General features: G+C 54.0%; 8 protein-coding genes. All 8 read right to left on the bottom strand.

What is annotated here, in order from left to right; translation table 11 throughout:
• Positions 1–4: 4 nt before the first annotated feature.
• Complete coding sequence (locus ACFSR7_RS19400; protein ID WP_378164368.1) at positions 5–2,152, bottom strand: hypothetical protein; 2,148 nt, start codon at positions 2,150–2,152, stop codon at positions 5–7.
• A gap of 166 nt (positions 2,153–2,318) precedes the next feature.
• On the bottom strand, positions 2,319–5,012 hold the full coding sequence (locus tag ACFSR7_RS19395; protein WP_378164367.1) for an S-layer homology domain-containing protein: 2,694 nt from the start codon (positions 5,010–5,012) through the stop codon (positions 2,319–2,321).
• A gap of 568 nt (positions 5,013–5,580) precedes the next feature.
• Entirely contained in the window at positions 5,581–9,351 is a 3,771-nt protein-coding gene (locus ACFSR7_RS19390; RefSeq protein ID WP_378164365.1) for an S-layer homology domain-containing protein, read from the bottom strand.
• Between the two features lie 231 nt (positions 9,352–9,582).
• Positions 9,583–10,713 carry a glycosyltransferase family 4 protein gene (locus tag ACFSR7_RS19385; RefSeq protein WP_378164655.1) on the bottom strand — a complete coding sequence of 377 codons (1,131 nt, stop codon included), beginning with the start codon at positions 10,711–10,713 and terminating at the stop codon, positions 9,583–9,585.
• Between the two features lie 147 nt (positions 10,714–10,860).
• Positions 10,861–11,628: a WecB/TagA/CpsF family glycosyltransferase gene (locus ACFSR7_RS19380; RefSeq protein WP_378164363.1), complete on the bottom strand. Its 768-nt coding sequence runs from the start codon at positions 11,626–11,628 to the stop codon at positions 10,861–10,863.
• Positions 11,629–11,630: 2 nt separating this feature from the next.
• Positions 11,631–12,908, bottom strand: a complete 1,278-nt coding sequence (gene csaB / locus ACFSR7_RS19375) for a polysaccharide pyruvyl transferase CsaB (protein ID WP_378164361.1) — start codon at positions 12,906–12,908, stop codon at positions 11,631–11,633.
• Between the two features lie 130 nt (positions 12,909–13,038).
• Positions 13,039–15,078: a DUF5693 family protein gene (locus ACFSR7_RS19370; protein WP_378164359.1), complete on the bottom strand. Its 2,040-nt coding sequence runs from the start codon at positions 15,076–15,078 to the stop codon at positions 13,039–13,041.
• 711 nt (positions 15,079–15,789) lie between these two features.
• Positions 15,790–17,493, bottom strand: coding sequence for a phospho-sugar mutase (locus ACFSR7_RS19365; protein ID WP_378164358.1), 1,704 nt, complete (start codon positions 17,491–17,493; stop codon positions 15,790–15,792).
• Positions 17,494–17,569 lie beyond the last annotated feature (76 nt).

Raw genomic sequence — 17,569 nt, 5'->3', positions numbered from 1 at the left:
GCAATCAACCATTCGTGTCAGCTGTCCAGTCATTCGTAATAAACCAGAAATCGACGGCACGTTCAGCGACAAGCTTTTTAGCGCCTTGAACTACTTCATAAAGACGGAGTTTGTACTTCAGCGTCCCGTCATAGCCATTATTCGGATTCGGCTTTTTAATGACGAGCTCTTGATTCGCTCCTGCTTTTAGAGTCGTAGTCGTTGCGTCGCCTTCAATCGTCAAGTCCTGCGATAGATAGTTCGTTTCTTTCCCATCGCTGGCATTAACGCCGACTACCTCAAGCATGAGTTTGCGATCTGTCGGGTAAATATCGTAGGAGGTGTCCTTATCCAGATTGTAATCTATTGTTAACTGAATATCGTCCCCCAGCAGCGTCGGGAAGAACTTATTGATCGTGAACTTGTATGGCAGCAAGCTGATGTCTTTAAAGGTATTATACAACCGCTGCTCCTGCGGCAATCCGTAGGAGACGGCGTTAATGAAACCTTCAGCAGCCGTTTTAGCATCTGTATATTTGGTATCTGAAACGCCTTCGCCTACGATCAACTTTAAGTTATTCGTATCATAGTTTTGCGGCACTGTGGCCGTAAACGTAAGCAGTGCTTTATTCGAAGCATTAACTTGACCTTCAGCCATCGTTGCAGTAGCCGGGAAGATATCGCCGTTATCGCTCCTGAATAAACCTACCAACCTTACCGGATCGATGGTGCGCTTTTCCGCGCTTGTCAGTGTCATTTGCACCGAGAAAACTTTACTTGTAACCGTATTGTACACATTTACATTGTTTAATTGAGCTGTCATCTTGCTGCCTTCACGATCAATGTTCATAACCTTATCAACGGCATACGATGGAATTTGGGCCAAGTAAGACGTGCCCGTCAACTCTCCAAGCTTGGTCGTCGTCTTATCATCGACCTTATTGTTCAGGACTAACTGAGCCTTAGTAAAGTTAAAATTAGATGGAAGCTTTGCGTATACGTCCAGGTCTACGAAGCTGCCTGCATTTAAACCAAACTGATTGTTCACTGCAATTGTTTTAAATTCAAGCTTCGTCTTTTCATCCAAGTAAAAGTAACCGGAAAGTGCCGGAATGGATACAGCTGTTTTAGACTTGTTGGTAAGTCGAATTCTAGCTGACAGTACATCTTGACTGTTCCAAGGTTCCCTAATCAACGACGTCAGCTTATATTGATACGTGCCCTCCGTATTTGTATAAGTGAAGTTATCGGTTGATGTAGAAGTAGTCGGCGTGCCCTGGCTGAAATAAAGATTATAAGTACCGACCGGAAGCGTAACAGCCGTTTCTCCACCACTATCTTTTAAAATCATCAGTTTCCAGCCCGTCTTAGCCAATGCATTAGGAACAGTCGCCGTGATACTGAGTTCTTTGCGCGTTAGCGGTTGTATCGAGAGATCGTCTGTAATCGAAGGTGTAGCTTCGTACATAATGCCGCTGGCAGTCACAAGATAATACTTGTACTTACTAAGCGTAACGGCTTTCTTCCCGATATTGTTATATACATATTTGACCGTTATGAGCTGCTCATCGTCGCCTGATGCTGCGATCGTTGATGAGGTTACCTTAGAGTTCAACGTAGTCGTAGAGAAATACAAAGACTTGTAAGAACCTGCAGCTACGACGTTATTAAAGTTTTTAGGGAACGTGAACTTCCCAACGCCTTGCTCATAACCGGCGACACTGAAGTTAAACTTAACGACTCTAAATACCAGGTCCGATAACTTCGTTGATTCGCCTACGGTAGCATACAACGTAATCATGCTTTTAGAGTTTGGAGCCACTCTGGTGAGCTTTGCATCGGCAGCAGATGTCTTAATGGAATAAGTGCTGCCTGATAAGTTGGCTAACCTGAACCAATAGTTCGAGAGATCCAGAGAAGTAGAACTGCCGTTATAAATACTCAAAGTAAATGCAGCAATCTGTCCACCATCCACTGGGGTCAGGCCAACATCAACCAAATTAATATAGCTGGTACTACTTAAGTAAATAGGTTTAACGACTTGCGATACGGCCGTTATTTTAGACGCTGCCGCTGCTGTCGTTGTTGCAGCATAAGCCGAAACAGGCGCTATAGCCAACATGGCTGCGGTTAGTCCAACCAGTACTTTAAACTTTTTGCTAGATCCGTTCATCCGGCGATCCTCCCTAAACTCTATTGCATTTATTATAGCTTGCACACATGAATATTACGTGAACCGCATCTTAACCTACTACTATAGACGACGGATCTAGTCAAAAAGTTGTGACAAAAGAAAAAAAGAGCAAGCCCGAAGGCTTGCTCTTTTTTGTAAAGAGAGATTACTTGTTGATCGTTACGTCAGCAGCCTTGTTCTTGTTCAAGTCCTTAACGGTAGCGTTAGCGAACTTAACTTGAATAGCTTGCGAAGTGGAGAACGTACCACCATTTGCATTGATATACAGAGTGTTACCAGAAATCGTGTAGCTATTTACTGAAGTAGCAGAAGTGCTGCTGTTAATGTAGACGAAGATGCCCGAAGCACCAGCAGCCGAGTTAACATCCAGCGTTTCGCTGAAGGTTACAGCCAGTTGCGTGTCGCTGTTAACAACAACCGTTTGAGCAACCGGAGCAACGTTTTCCTTGAAGGTAACAAGTGCAGTTACCTTGTTCGTGTTCAACGTATTGCCAGCAGCATCAACAATGTTGTTAACCTTTACTTCACGTTGACCGGAAACTGGGAACGTGCCAGCCGGTACTTCTGCAACAACAGTTTGTTGGGACGGCTGGAAGTACAGAACCGTATTAGTCGGCAGAGCCGCACCATTGATGGTGTACTTCGCAACATCGAGAGCCGACGGCGCAACTTCTCTGTCGAACACGAAAGTGATCTTGCTGTTGTTCTCAGGATCAACAGTTACGCTTCTAAGTTCAATTACGCCGCTAGTAGAACCAGCGGAGACCGTGAAGGAAGAAGAACTTGCATCGTTTGCGTTAGGAGTTGCAGCCTTGTCAACAACCAGGTTGCCTGGAATCGAAAGAGAGTACGTGCCAGCACCCAGCGTCGAAACAGGAATGCGCACATAGAAGTTTTCGCCGGAATCAGCATAGTCACCATCATTGTTAGCATCGTAACCTACTGCAGCGCTAGTTGTAGCCCAGTTGATGTCTGTACGGACGCTGTTCGAATTCGTGTACGTACCGCGAATTGGATTGCGAGCACTGATATCAACTGCTTCACTGAATTTGATGTAAACATACGTACCGTCATACAGCGAACCAGCAACAGTCGGCTTGTCGCTATCCTTGCTCAGCGTTACAGATGCAGAGTAGTCAGCGCCAGTGTTGTTAACCAGATCCTTGTAACCCTTAACAACAGCCGTAGTGTTCAGGAAGCTGTTGCCACCCAGCCAGTTAACGTTGTAAGTAGCCGTCAGTTGGTCGTCGCTCAGCGTTGCAGCAGGCGTACCAGTGGAAGAGCTACCATTGTACACTGCACCAGCATTGCTAAGACCGTTGATTGCTTCGCTGAATTTAACGGTGATCGTGCTGCCGCTAGCAGTCAGAGATACAACCGTAGGAGCAACCGTATCAGTAGGAGCAGTCAACGTAGTGTTGTAGTCTGCAAAGCGATTACCAACTTTGTCAGTACCGCCGATGATGTAGAAGGAGTAATTCGTGCCCAGAGTCAGGTTGTGGATTTTAACGCCACTAACCCATCCAAGGCCGTCGCTCGTATCAGTAATCGTGGTGTAGAAAATTCCAGTCGTCGTGCCGACCGTACCTGGGTTGATTTGAGCGCCGTTAATCGAAAGCGTACCAAGGTTTGTTGCAGGAATAGACTCGCTGAACGAAACAGTAGCCGTGTTACCAGCATAGGTCACGCCAGTTACAGCAGGAGCAGTCGTGTCGTTCAGAAGAAGAGCTGCTTTGTAAGCGGAGATCGTTTGACCGGAAGCAGACTTCAGACCAGAAACCGCCAGTTCCTTATAGGAATTGTTCGGGAACGGTGCGAAAGTATACGTTACAGTCGTCTTGTCGCTGCTAACAGAAGCCGAGATCGGCTCTTCGCCAGCCAGGGACACATAGTTTACAGCAGTGTTGCTAGCGCCGATACCATAAGTAACGCCACCAACGGAGACACCTTCTTGTACCGCTTTGTTGTACTTAATAGCGATTTGCTTGTTGTTAATAGCTGTTGCGGATTCAACAACAAAGCCGCCGATGGTAACTTCCTTGGTAACAGCGACAGATGCCTTCGTGCCGTCATATGCAACAACAGTCAGCTTGTAAGTGCCTGGAACTTGCTTAGCAGTCGTGTACGTGAAGGTCTTGTCGTCCTTCAGCGTAGCAGCAACTTCAGCAGCCGTGCCCAGAGCAACCTTAACGCTGTCAGCAGCATTTACAACCTTACCAGCTACCGTGATCGTGTCATCAGCATTAATCGTAGCCGTAACATCGCTCAGAACCGGAAGGGCTTTGAGTTGGGTTACAACGTAAGCAACGTCGATCGTTTGGCCACGCGTAGCGTTAGCCTTGTAGTTCGAAGGAACAGCCAGGCCAGCGTTGGTAGCAGCTTGGATGTACGGGCCAGCCCATGCGGACGAACCAGCAACAACAGCGCCTTCAACCGGCTTGATGCCAGCGAGGGTAACAGCAACCTTGATCACTTGCTCAACAGTTACGTTCAGCTTAGGACCAAACTTGCCAGCGCCGATACCGTTAACCAGACCAGCGTCGGAAGCGGATTGGATAGCCGTGAAGTACCAGTCTTTAACCTTGACGTCGGAGAAAGAAGACGCCGTGTTGACCAGCTTCAGACCGCCAACGCTTGCAACGATCGTTGCGAACTCAGCGCGAGTCAACGTGGAGTCCAGACGCGGATTGCCGCTTGGATCACCCTTCAAAACACCTTGATCAACGAACCACTGATACTTTTGCGCAGTGGTCAGTTCAGTTGTAGCGGCAGATGCCATAGAGGCAAACATGCCGAATACCATAGCGAGTGCTATGAGAAGAGACAAACTTTTCTTCATAACCTTTTTTTCTCCTCCTCGGAAAGGACTCTGTAATGTTTGTGTAGAAGATTTGTAGCTCGATTCTCTCATCGGTGTGTCACCCCCTCTCCGGAGTTGAGCGTTGTCTATAATTGATGTCTGCACATGTCTATGGTAGTAGAAGCATGTCGCAGAAACTCGTAAACACGCAGAAAATGGCCAGGGTAAATAATGCCACTTTGATCATTATACATGCGGGCAAACCTAGCGTAAAGAGAATTCTTGGAAAAGCTAGCCGCTCGTATGTCTTAAGTCCCTCTTGCGAGTCACATGATGTTAGACGCAGTTCGTCACGAAAAGTTGCGTCGTCGCTCATTTTTTTTGAGCAATTTTTTTCCGGATTTGTCCTGACTACTTTTTACACGGAATCAGGGGCTTCCAATCATGCTTGTCTTCTTTCCACAGCCTTCTATGTATAACTTAAGACTTCCATAGTATAGCTTACGGTCGATGGCCCCGTCATTGCCAAAAGTTTTCCTCCAGCGCACAATTCTATGAAAAATGAGAAAGGGAGCCGCCGCGCCAGCGGCAACTCCCAAGCCTACTATTAGAGTTTCTTCAGCTTTTTCATAACGCGCTGCGCAATGACCGCAGCATCCGCACGCGAGAGATTCGAATCCGGTTCGTAGCGGAATGTAGCCTTGCCGCCGGCCGGCACCGTGTTGGCGATGCCGGAGATAAATCCTGCTTTATTGACTGCCAGGATCGAACTAACCGCGTATGAGTCTGTCGTAGAAGCATCGGTAAAGACTTTCTGCAACGAAACTAAGTCCTTTTCCGCATCTGCATTGCTCTTAACTAGATTCATAGCTCTTGCGATCATGACAGCAGCCTCTCCGCGCGTCAAGTTATCATTAGGCATAAAGAGTCTCGGCGACTTCCCTCTAATATATCCCATCTTGACCGCCGTCTCGACATACCTATAATTCCAATACGGCTGATCCGGGTAATCGAAAGGCTGTACATCATCAAATGTCATATTATTCGGGTCGTATTGTAGCGGAATACCCATTACCTTAACAAGCATTTGTGCGAATTCGCCGCGCGTGATGTTCTCATATACACCGAAGGAATTCGCATCCTTGTTGTTCATAATGCCGTGCGAGAACATCGACTCTAGTGCAAGCCTCGCGTATTTGTGGCCAATAATATCGCTGAAGCTGTAGCGTAAGCCCATAACGGTGTAATAACCAAAGCCGTCGAATGGCGCAGTTACCGTCTTGCTGGAAGTATTGACGATGCCGCCGATGTTTTCCCAGCCATTATTGGTATAGCGCCAGATACTCAAGTTCTGACCGTAGACGTTCGCAATGTTGGCGTCATACTTTAACGTGATCGTGCCACGTTGCGAAGGCTCGAGCCACTTAGAAGTATCATACACACGTCCATAAAACATATTCGATGCTTGATAAGGCTGCATGGCTTTCGCCATTGTATATTCTCCACTGGTTGTCGTTGCAGTGGTATCAAAGTACCCTGCATCAACCCAGAACAGCTTGGAAGCATAAGCAAAGTTGGTCTTTGGCGTCAAACGATCAACCGCATAAGAATCCACCGGCACATCTTTAATCGTACCGTCGAGTGCATTGCCGGCGAGATCCGTCTCGCCAACTGCATTGTACTTCTTCACGGTGCGTCCATCCGTCCGGTCGGCTATGCCAAAATAAATCTGCTGAGAATTGAACAAGTCGACTGTCTTGACATCTTGTCCCGGGCTCGTGTTGGCTTGGCGCAGGAACGTGTTTTTCGGGAACGACAGTTGGAGCTCACCGCTGAAAATACTAACCTTGCCGGAAGTAGATACACTCGATTTAAATTGGGCGGCGATGGAATTATCCGCTGCATAGGTCACGTCAAAAGATCCATTTACCTTTTGGGTACCTGTTACGACAGTAAACTTAATTGTATTTTTTCCGGCCTTTAAGTCGGGCATTTCATAACGAAAAATATCGCCTTCTCCTTTGGTCATCTCAATTTTGCCGACGAGCACGTGATCCGCCCCCTCCGCCTTGATGCTAATCGGCAAGAAGTTGGCATTAATAACCGCTTCGTTCGGCAGTTTCGGAGAAAGCACAAGGTATGGCGAGTAATCCCGCACGATCGTAATCGTCTGAGAAACCGTGACCGTACCTTTACGCAAAATTACAGTAAAAGTAATTTTCCCCGAAGTCGGCAGCTTCACTTCGGATAAGCGAATCTGATACTCAGTCTCTCCAGACTGCAGCGTATACTGCGTGAGCGGCAAGCTGTTTGCCTTCATATCAACGAATGGTTTGATACTGTCTACAGGCGCTGCGGGATCCGTCAAATCCAGTCTCGAAGGCGTAGCCGTTGCAAATCCGCCAGTCGCCACCGATTTCCCGTCAATCAGCATATCGATCTCATCGAAATCCTTGACCTTGAAGAGAAGATCGAGCGACTTCTCCGTCGTCGTGTATTCGTTGGTGTCTGTGATCGCAAACTTTACGTCCGGATCGGAGAATTTGCGCTTTGGCAAAGCGGGATCGTCGTTGTTCGGCGGCAAGACGTAAGGTACTGGACGAATGCTGGTGATGGCAGGCTCGTCGTCCGAAAATAAATAGATCGTGTAGGACGTCGAAACAGGAACACCGCTTGCCGTGCCCGAGAACGTGATTGTATTCGCGCCAGCAACAAGCGAGATTGGCGTCGGCGTCGAATTATTCGGAATAAAAGTAAATTTGCCGGAGCTTACGTCGATGTTGTTAGTGCTCTGCTTTAACGGCACCGTTCTGCCGTTAAGCGTAACTTGGAGCGAGCCAAGCTCGGTTGCAGAGTTCAAGTTAAAGTTCGGCAGGCTGCCCACAATGCTGTAATGCAAGAAATCGGTTGGACTTGTAAAGGTCATGCCGGTGTACAGATTGGCGATTTGAATCGTCGGCGCAGGGTTGTAAGTAAATGTGCGCGTGAGCGTATAAAGCGTCGACGTACTGTTCTTAATTGAAAAAGTCAACTTCAACTGGCCCGCGGGTAAACTGCGAATAATCAATACCGGTTTGCCTGCATCGTCAAAGTATGAATTCTTCACTATATCGGACTGAGCCGTAACATTTTCCGTCCCGCGCTCGACTTTAACGTCAACGGTATTTGCACCGAAATTCAAAGTATCAAGAAGCAAGTAAAGCGGAAGCTGAGAGACGGTCGCATTGTCTGAAAAATTGGCGGTAGAAGCGGCCGTAACTGCCGTAGACGTAGATGTAGGCAGCGTTACACTGTACATCTGTTTGACACCGGTAATGCTCGGCGAGCCGGAGAGCAGCATCTTGAACGGAAGCGTGTCCGTAAGCGTCGGACTTGGACCGACGATGCGAATATAATAATCGCCATTCGCAGATACAGCAAAGTTTGAATCGGTCGTTGCAAAGTTGTATATAACGTACCCGGGCGTTGTGCTCACGAGCGTGTAAGTGCTAATAGACGATTTAGTTGCCGAAGTATCGCCGTTCTTCCAGAGTTCTACGGTCACATCGCCGGTAGGCACCGTTGTTCCCGAATAAGGAATGACAACAGTACCAGTTACAGCAGAAGCGCTGATCGCTGTAGTGAATGTCGGCGAGTCGCCGATCTCCTGCGAACCAATCTTTATGCCGTAAGCCGTTAACGAACCGTTATAGTAAACCAAGTAACGTTTGAGTTCATAAGTTTTCGTCGCATTCTTGGCTACGATCGTTAACGTATTCAAGCCGTGATTCAAGGCGATTCCCGACAGCACATAACTTGAACCTGCGCCGCCAAACATCTGCGTGCCGTTAATCGTCACTTCAGTCGCATTGGGCGCCTTCAAAGAAATAGTGGCGGTTGGGCTGGTCACGAGAAGCGAGCTGCCCTCGGGGAGTACGGTGCCATCGATCAGCTTGATATCCGAAATGACCGGCACATTAGTAAAGTTAACGTAGGCAGTGCCGTCAACAATGTTGCCGGCCGTGTTGGTGCCTGTGACCGTAATGCGATTCAATCCGTCGTAAACCGTGATGCCGGCAAAGCGGAAAGAATTCGAGCCGGTAATGATCGGCTTCGTCGATCCGATCGTCGATTCGGCTACTGTCGTTGTCGAACCGTTTTTAATGAGCTTCTCAATCTTATAGTTAATGGTAGTAGAAGAGACGCCGCTGAACGTACCTGCAATGTCGATGACATTGCTGTTCACCTCTGAAGGCGCCTGATCGGATGTGCTGTAATCGTCAAATTGGAAGTACGCCGAAGCCGCGACAGCGGGAGTTGCCGTCGATAAGGGCAGAAGAGTCGCAACAAGCGCAAGAGTCAGCATCCAGGCGACAAACCGTTTGTGCAGAAGTTTCAAAGGAAAAATCCTCCTTGAGCGGAATCGTAGATTATAAAAGTCGGAAAACAAAAAGGGAATGCACACCACCCTGCCTGCCTCAGCGGACAGTTATCGTACCTTTGTTATCGGCCGGGCGGGTCCAATTGTTTAGCCATTTTCGTCATAATAAGTCTCTGTCCCCACTCGCTTTGTAAAGGCATAAGAAAAGCCCTGCCCGCAAGCGCGGAACAGGGCCGATCGTTTCAAGCATTATTTGGAGCGCGTACCCGCCGTCTCCTTGACGCGCATGCGCGCGAGGAAGTTCAAGATCGGACGCTTCGACTTGTCTACGATGCCGATGAGTTCGGCGCCGATCTGAAGCAAGACGAGCAGCACGCAGATAACGACGAAGGTCAACCAGTTACCGACGCCCGAGTTCGAGAACACCGACTGGAGCACCGCACATGCGCCGAAGAAAGCGGCGACGCCGTAGATGATCAGAACGGTCTTGCGGTGGCTGAAGCCGAGCTGCTGCAGGCAGTGGTGAAGATGGCCTTTGTCCGGTTCGAAGATCGGCTTCTTCTGCACGCGGCGGCGGATAATCGCAAAGAACGTATCCGACAGCGGCACGCCGATCAGCAGAAGCGGCGTTACGAACGAAACGACAGTAATCTGCTTGAATCCGAGCATCGACAGCATAGCCAGCGCGAAGCCGAGGAAAAGCGCGCCGGAATCTCCCATGAAGATCTTGGCGGGATGGAAGTTGAAGAACAAAAATCCGATAATGCCGCCCAGCAGCACCGCGCACAAAATAACGACGGTCCCTTGGCCCATCAGGGCGGACATAACGAGGATCGAGCTGATCGCAATGCCGGATACGCCGGCCGCGAGGCCGTCGAGCCCGTCGATCAGATTGATGGCATTGGTGACGCCGACGATCCAGAAGATCGTGAGCGGGATGCTGATCCAATCCGTCAAGGACTGGCTGGCTGCACCAAACGGTATATTAACGAAGTCCATTTGAATATCGAAGCCGAAAACGACGACGCAAGCCGCGGCGATCTGCACAAGAAGCTTAAGCTTGGCAGACAGCTGAAATCTGTCGTCCAGCGCGCCCAGCAGCACGATGAGCGAACCGCCCGTCAAAAGCGCGCCGATCAGACGCTTGTCGTGAGCGCTGAACCAATGATCGGGAATAAGCGGCAGCAAGAGAAGAATAATGACCGTAAACGAAGCGTAGAAGGACAGGCCGCCGAGCCGGGGCATGATCCGCGTATGCACCTTGCGGTAATTCGGTTTGTCGACCGCGCCGACGAGAAATGCGAACTTCTTGACGAGCGGCGTCAGCACGAGCGCAAGCGCGAGCGATAGCATAAATCCGGTGATCCCGATTCCAACCATCCAGCCTGTCGGCATCTTTACATCTCCTTTAGCTTATGTACCGGAATGAATTATACGCTCCGGCACGGGAATGAACAAGCCAATAATTTCGCCGAATTCCGGCAAAAAAGGCCGTTTTCCTGCATTCAGGTTCATTTTCACGCGTTTTCATTTCGTTTGTAAAAGGTTATCGCCGTCTCTTGCCACTTTGATCGCGAATTGGGGAAGTACCATCATTCGCCTGATCCGCGTCGGCTCCTTAAGCAGCCGATAAAACCACTCTAGCCGAAGGCGGATAAACAGCGCAGGCGCGCGCTTGGCCTTGCCCGCGAGTACGTCGAAGCTGCCGCCGACGCCCATCATGACGGGTACGCCGAGCGCTGCCTGGTGCTTCGCGAGCCATGGCTCCTGGTTATCCATCGAGCGGGCGACGAACAGCAAATCGGGCTTCGCCCCGCGGATGGCAGCCACGACGGCTTCATCGTCTCTGTCGGTAAAATACCCGTTGCGAACGCCAGCGAATCGAACGCCCGGATAGAGCGAAGCCAGCTTGGCATGGGCGGCATCGACGACTTCCTGCGAAGCGCCGAGCAAGTAGACGCTCCAATTGCGGCGGTCTCCCTCGCGCATCAGCTCATGCAGCAGGTCGTAACCGGCTACGCGTTCAGCCACGGGTTGACGGACGCGGCGTGCCGCCCATACGACGCCGGTCCCGTCGGGCACGACGAGCTCCGCAGTCGCCAGCGCCCGGCGGAAGTCAGGGTTCTGCAGCGACTTCATGACCATCTCCGGATTACCGGTGACGACCCGGTGGCTTTTGCGGGACGCGACGGCCTTGATTAGATGAGCGACCGTGTCGGTCATATTCATTTTTGAAAACGGTATGCCGTAAATCGATACGGTCGGAAAACTGCGGGCTTCCGCGGTCTGAGACATGATTATCTCCCTCTGAGTTCCAGGCAGGCTTCGACGATTCGCTGCGCCGGTACGGCCGCTTCTTCCTTCAGTCGCCGGATGGCGCTGTAATGGTCGATGCGCCACTGTGCCGGATCTTCTATGAATTGGACGGACTTGGCCGAAAATTGTTGCAAATCGATCGCGTCGACGGTGCCGATCGGCCGGTCGCCGAGGCGATGCAGGAATTGGTCGATTTTCGGATCGTAGGACAATCCGAGCAGCGGCACTTCGCGGTTCGCGGCATAGATGAGCGAATGAAGCCGCATGCCGACCAGCAGGTCGCAGCGGTCGATCTCGCGCAGCATCTCCTGCGGCGCATCGTGCGCAGGCGCGATCTCGGCCGCGGCGGCGGCATCGCCCAGTCGCTCGATCACGTAGCGCGACGCATCCTCGTCCGCGCCCTCGTGAAAGGGCAAGAACCGCAGCCGCACCGGCCGCTGTCGCGCCAGTGCCGCAAGCGCCGCGGCAATCCGGTCCAGGTCGGACCGGTCGCTGCGCCAGAACCGCACGGACACGCCGACCAGCGGCGGCCTGTCCGTGCCGCCTCCGCGCGCCGCGCCAGCGCCTTCGGCTGCCGCGGCTTCGCGCCCCTCGGCGCCCGCATCGGTGGCGCCGTCCAGCCCCGCCGCGCCTGCGGCTGCGCGCGGCGCACTACCCGCAGCGCCGCCAGCAGCTGCAGCGCCGCGCACCTCCGCCCCGCCGCCCGACGGCGGCAGCGGCAGCCCCATAACCGGGTCCGGCACGACCGCGACCCGGTCCTCCGGGACGCCAAAGCCGGCCAGCAGCGCGGCCGACTCGGCATCCCGCACCGACACGTACGACGCCTTGCGCATCGCCCGCGCGATGAACGGACCGAACATCCTGCGTTTCACCGGCCCGATGCCCTGCGCGTAGATAAACGAAGGCTTGCGTGCCCAGCGCGCCATCTCCAGGATACCCAGATAATACGGAATCGACCCGAGCCCGGTTGCGTCTTGGAGCAAACTGCCGCCGCCGCTGATGACGCCGTCGCTGGCAGCGATCGCCTCGCGCACCTCTCGCAGCTTCATACGCGGCACCGACCAGACGCCATACTGCCGAGCCGTCCAAGTCGGGTCTCCCGACAGGACGATCGGCTCGACGAACACGCCCTGGTCCTCGCCGGCCTGCTCAAGCGCGTTCAAAATGCTGAGCAGCACCGCTTCGTCCCCGCTATTGCGGAAGCCGTAGTAGCCGGACAACACCAGCCGCAGCTTCCGGTCCGTTTTTGCCATACCCATTATGCCATGCACCGCCTATGTTTACCTTAAATTCAGATGAATGCGGCCCGCGCCTTCCTTGCCAGGCGGCAGCTTCGAGCCCTTGGCGGCCGCATTATCCTTCACCCGGTTCGCCTCATGCGGAACAAACTCACTTCAGCGCCGGCTGCTTTCTCCACGCCGCCCACAGCCGCTCCAGCACCTGCCAGACGACGATCAGCACGAGTCCGATCAAGAAACCGATACCGAGTCCCAGCAGATCCCGGGTCGCGGACAGCACGGCCGGCGTATGAATATGCGCGAACGTGTCGACCATCGACAGCTGCCCGATCGTGGCTGCGACGATGATCACGAGCGGCCACTTCGGATAGCGGAGCGACAGGAACAGGCCGAGGAGCATGAGCGGGTGGCCCATGGCGAATTCCTTGAATCTCGGACGTACGTGGAAGGTCGTCTCAAGGAACGTGCGTAGCTTCATCTCGAGGCCGGATGCGGAGCCGCCGTTGCCTGTACGCGTCAGGTAATAGTAGCCTGCCGCCAGCAAGAAGACGCCGATGATGACCCAGAACACCTTGATCGGCATGACCAGCAGCTGACGAATGTTGCCCCAGAACCCGTTCGCGGAGCCGTAGAAAAATACGTACAGCGCCACCAGCGCGATCGGCGCGAGATGGAGCAGGCTTACGCCGCGGAACTGCTGCAGCACGAGTTCGTACGTAATGTCGTTCAGCAGCGCGATAACGAACGGAATCGCAATGACGGACAGAATCGCCGTACGAACATAGAGCATGATCGCTGAGCCCAGGCGGCGTCCGGCTGACATGCGGAAGTTTTCCGGGCGATTCCTTCTGGCCCGCAGCAGTCGGACCAGCGTCACGACGGATACCGTCGGCGCCGCAATCGCCGCGAAGAGCGCCAGCGCCTGCGTGAGCAGCGACGAATTCGTCGCGAGCACGCCAGCGCCGCCGATAAAGCCGAGAATCGTCACCGGCAAGAGCAGCGGCGGCAGGAACAAACCGATCATGAGCGCGACAAGCGATACCGCGCCCGCGATCGCGAGGCCGCGCCACACCGTTTCGGCCGGGGCCTTATGAATCTTGAAGGCATGCGCCTCGCCCGTCTCGAAGCCGAAGTCGCGCATGCGCTCGATCGCGCCGTCGTCGCCTGTAAGCGCGGTGATGATCGTCTTGTCGATCGGATGGGTGACCCGGGCCCGCTTGTCGTCGCGCGCGGGTGCGGCGTTCAGATAGATCATCCGAATGTTGCGGTCCTTTACCGCGAGCACGAGACGGTCCTTCAGCGTCTCCGGGCTGATCACCATCATCTCGGATTCGGACACCGAGTGCAGACGGATCGCGTTATAATCGAGCTTCTGGGCGAGCGCGCCCATGCCGAGCTGCGGCGCCCTCAGGTTCTCGATGACTGCGATGCCGAATCCGCCGTCCTTAAGCTGCTTGGCGAAGTCGTCCAGGCTTTTGTCTTCTGCCTGATTGTTGTAGCCCGTCACGGCTTCTCCGTCGAAAATGATCCGGGTCGCGCCCACCGCCTTGAATTTGGCCAGCCAATCGCTGACGCGCGCGGCGTCGTAGGGTTGGGTGCGGTCGGAAATGCGCGGCACGACCATCAGCCCTGCATCGTGAATCGCCTGCATGGCCAGCGGATTCGGTTCCATCGGACGCAGTCTGGCGTCGTCCGGTCCGACCCCGATGATCATGCCGTCGCGACCCTTCGCGGACCAGGACTCGATGCTGATCCCGGCCTGATTGAACGCATCCTCCACGATCGGCTTAATCGCCGGCTCGGTATCCGGCTTGTTGAACAGCACGTATGTACGATTGTCGCCGGGCTGGCTCAGTTCGCCTACCAATTGTGCCGCCTGCTGCGCGGAATACACGGACACGTCGCCCGTCAGGCTCAGCTCGTCCAGATTGCTTTCGAACACCGCCATTCCGTTTACGCCGGCGTCCTTCAATTTTTTAAGCTGTTCTGCGGCAAACGCCTTCGGATCCGCCTGCGTAGCCGCGATCGTCAGGATGTCCTTGTAATCCACGATGATTTCCACTTTGTCCGCCGAGTTCTCCGTCTGTACGCGCGCATAAGCGACAGGCAGCGACCCTAGCACGCCAAGCAGCACGACCCACCAGAGCCACTTCGCCAATCTGCGATTCCATTGTTCCAGCCATACAGGCACAACTTCCACTCCCTTTTATCACATAGACGACGGCGCACGTTGGATGCCAACGCTTCGAACGGACGCCGAAATTCTCGAATGCCACAAATTTAAATGTAGTATTGCAGTTATCCGGACATTGAATGCCGAAAACGCAACATTTTCCTGTGCCTGCCGCGAACGTCCGGACACCCCTACATACGCGACTCTTCCTATAGACGTCCTCGCCGCCGCACAAGTTTCGCGCCCTGCGCCCGATTGTCGGCATATAGCTTCATTTCCCGCGCAATACCGCGACAAGATGCGACACCGCGCAGACGCAGAGATGCCTCGCGCCTCGCCTAGTCTCTGCCTTGTCACTGATCTGTATCTGTCTTGTCACTGACCTGTCTCTGCCTTGTCACTGACCTGTCTTTACCTTGACCCTGCCTTGCCTCTGCCCTGCCATTGCCTTGCCCCTGCCAACCTGAGCCGGCAGCCTTCGGCCACGTTCATCGTCCTCAAGCTCTTCGCCCTTGAGTCACTCGTCTCTTCTCCCTTGAGCCTCTCGTCTCTTCTCCCTTGAGCTTCTCGTCTCTTCTCCCTTGAATCACTCGTCTCTTCGCCCTTCAGCAACTCGTCTCGCCGCCCTTAATCCCCTCGTCTCGCCGCCCAAGCGCACAAGCGCCCGCAAGCCGTGCATCGCGCATGGCTGCGGGCAAACTGGTGGCCGGAAAAGCACGCGGGCTTCGCTTAGCTAAGTGCGTCCACGCGCGCCATGACCGCGGCAACGAGCGCATCCAGCGCCGCATTCGCGCCGTCGAGGTCGTCGCCGCGAACGGCGAAGTATACTTTGATCTTGGGCTCGGTTCCCGAAGGACGGAGACAGAACCAGGAGCCGTCCGCGCGAAGGAACTTCAGCACGTTCTCCTTGGGCAGACCGTCGAGTCCCAGCTCATAGTCGAGCGCTTGGTCCACTTTGATGCCGCCAACCTCGGCCGGCGGGTTCGTACGCCAGTCCGCCATGATCGCGGCGATCTGGGCGACGCCGTCCTTGCCTTTGAGCGTGCGGGACTCCAGCTTCTCAAGGTACGTACCGTACTTTGCATACAGCTCGAGCAGCACGTCGTACAACGTCTTGCCCTGCGTCTTATAGAAAGCGGCAGCCTCGCAAATGAGCAGCGAAGCGACGACCGCATCTTTGTCGCGCGCGTAAGTACCCGCCAGATACCCGTAGCTCTCCTCGTAGCCGAAGAGGAACGTATGCTCCCCCGTCGCTTCGAACTCGGTCATCTTTTCCCCGATGTACTTGAAGCCGGTCAGCGTATTAATGACCGCACTGCCGTAAGAACGGGCGATATCGGCGCCCATCTCGCTCGTGACGATCGTCTTGATGACGGCGCCGTTAGCCGGCAGCCGCCCCTTGGCCTCCAGATTGGAGAGCAGATAGTGTACCATCAGCGCGCCCGACTGATTGCCGGACAGCACCACGTACTCGCCCTTGTCGTTCTTGACGACCGCCCCCATGCGGTCGCAGTCCGGATCCGTGCCGATAATGATATCCGCGCCGACTTCGTCCGCGAGCCTGATCGCGAGCGTGAACGCCTCGTGTTCCTCCGGATTCGGCGACTTGACGGTCGAGAACATGCCGTTCGGCTGCTCTTGCTCCGGCACGACGTGAACGTTCGTAAAGCCCGCCGCGGCGAGCACCCAGCGCACGGGCATGTTGCCTGCGCCGTGCAGCGGCGTATAGACGACGGAGAGCGCCGATCCCGCGCCGCTTTTCAGCACCTCGGGATGGACGGACTGGGCGGCTACCGTATGTACGAAGCGATTGTCCTCGTTCTCGCCGAGCCAGACGATAAGTCCCTGCGCTTCGGCTTCGCCTTGGCCGATGCGCTTGACGTCCTCGAACGCGTCGACCTCGCGAATCCCGGCGATGACTTGCTCGGCCTGATGCGGCACCAGCTGGCAGCCGTCCTGGCCATAAACCTTGTACCCGTTGTATTCTGGCGGGTTGTGGCTGGCCGTCACGACGACGCCGCCTGCAGCCTTGAGATCGCGCACGGCGTACGAGAGCTGCGGCGTCGGACGCAGCGAACGGAACAGATAAGCCTTGATGCCGTTCGCCGCCAGCACTTGTGCCGTCTCGAGCGAGAAAATATCGGAATTATTGCGGGAGTCGTGCGCGATGACGACGGAGGGAGACTCGAAGTTGCGCAGCAAATAATTGGCGAAGCCCTGGGTCGCGCGGCCGATCATATATCGGTTCATCCGGTTCGTGCCCGCGCCCATCACGCCGCGCAAGCCGCCGGTACCGAACTCGAGCTCCCGATAGAAGCGGTCTTCGATCTCCGCGGGCTTGTCCGCGATCGCGCGCAGCTCCTCCTTTGTCGAGGCATCTACTTTCGGATTGTTCAGCCAGGATTCGTACACTTCGTTAGCAGCATTGGTCATCAATTTCTCATCCTTCCGTCTTTGGTCTCTTTATCTATACCCAGGCGCCGCACTTCCCGTCACAGGCAGCGCGGCA

It is taken from the genome of Cohnella sp. GCM10020058 (assembly GCF_042683485.1).
Classification (GTDB): Bacteria; Bacillota; Bacilli; order Paenibacillales; family Paenibacillaceae; genus Cohnella.
Note: the sequence above shows the minus strand (reverse complement) of the source record. Positions and strands in the feature narration are given on the sequence as shown.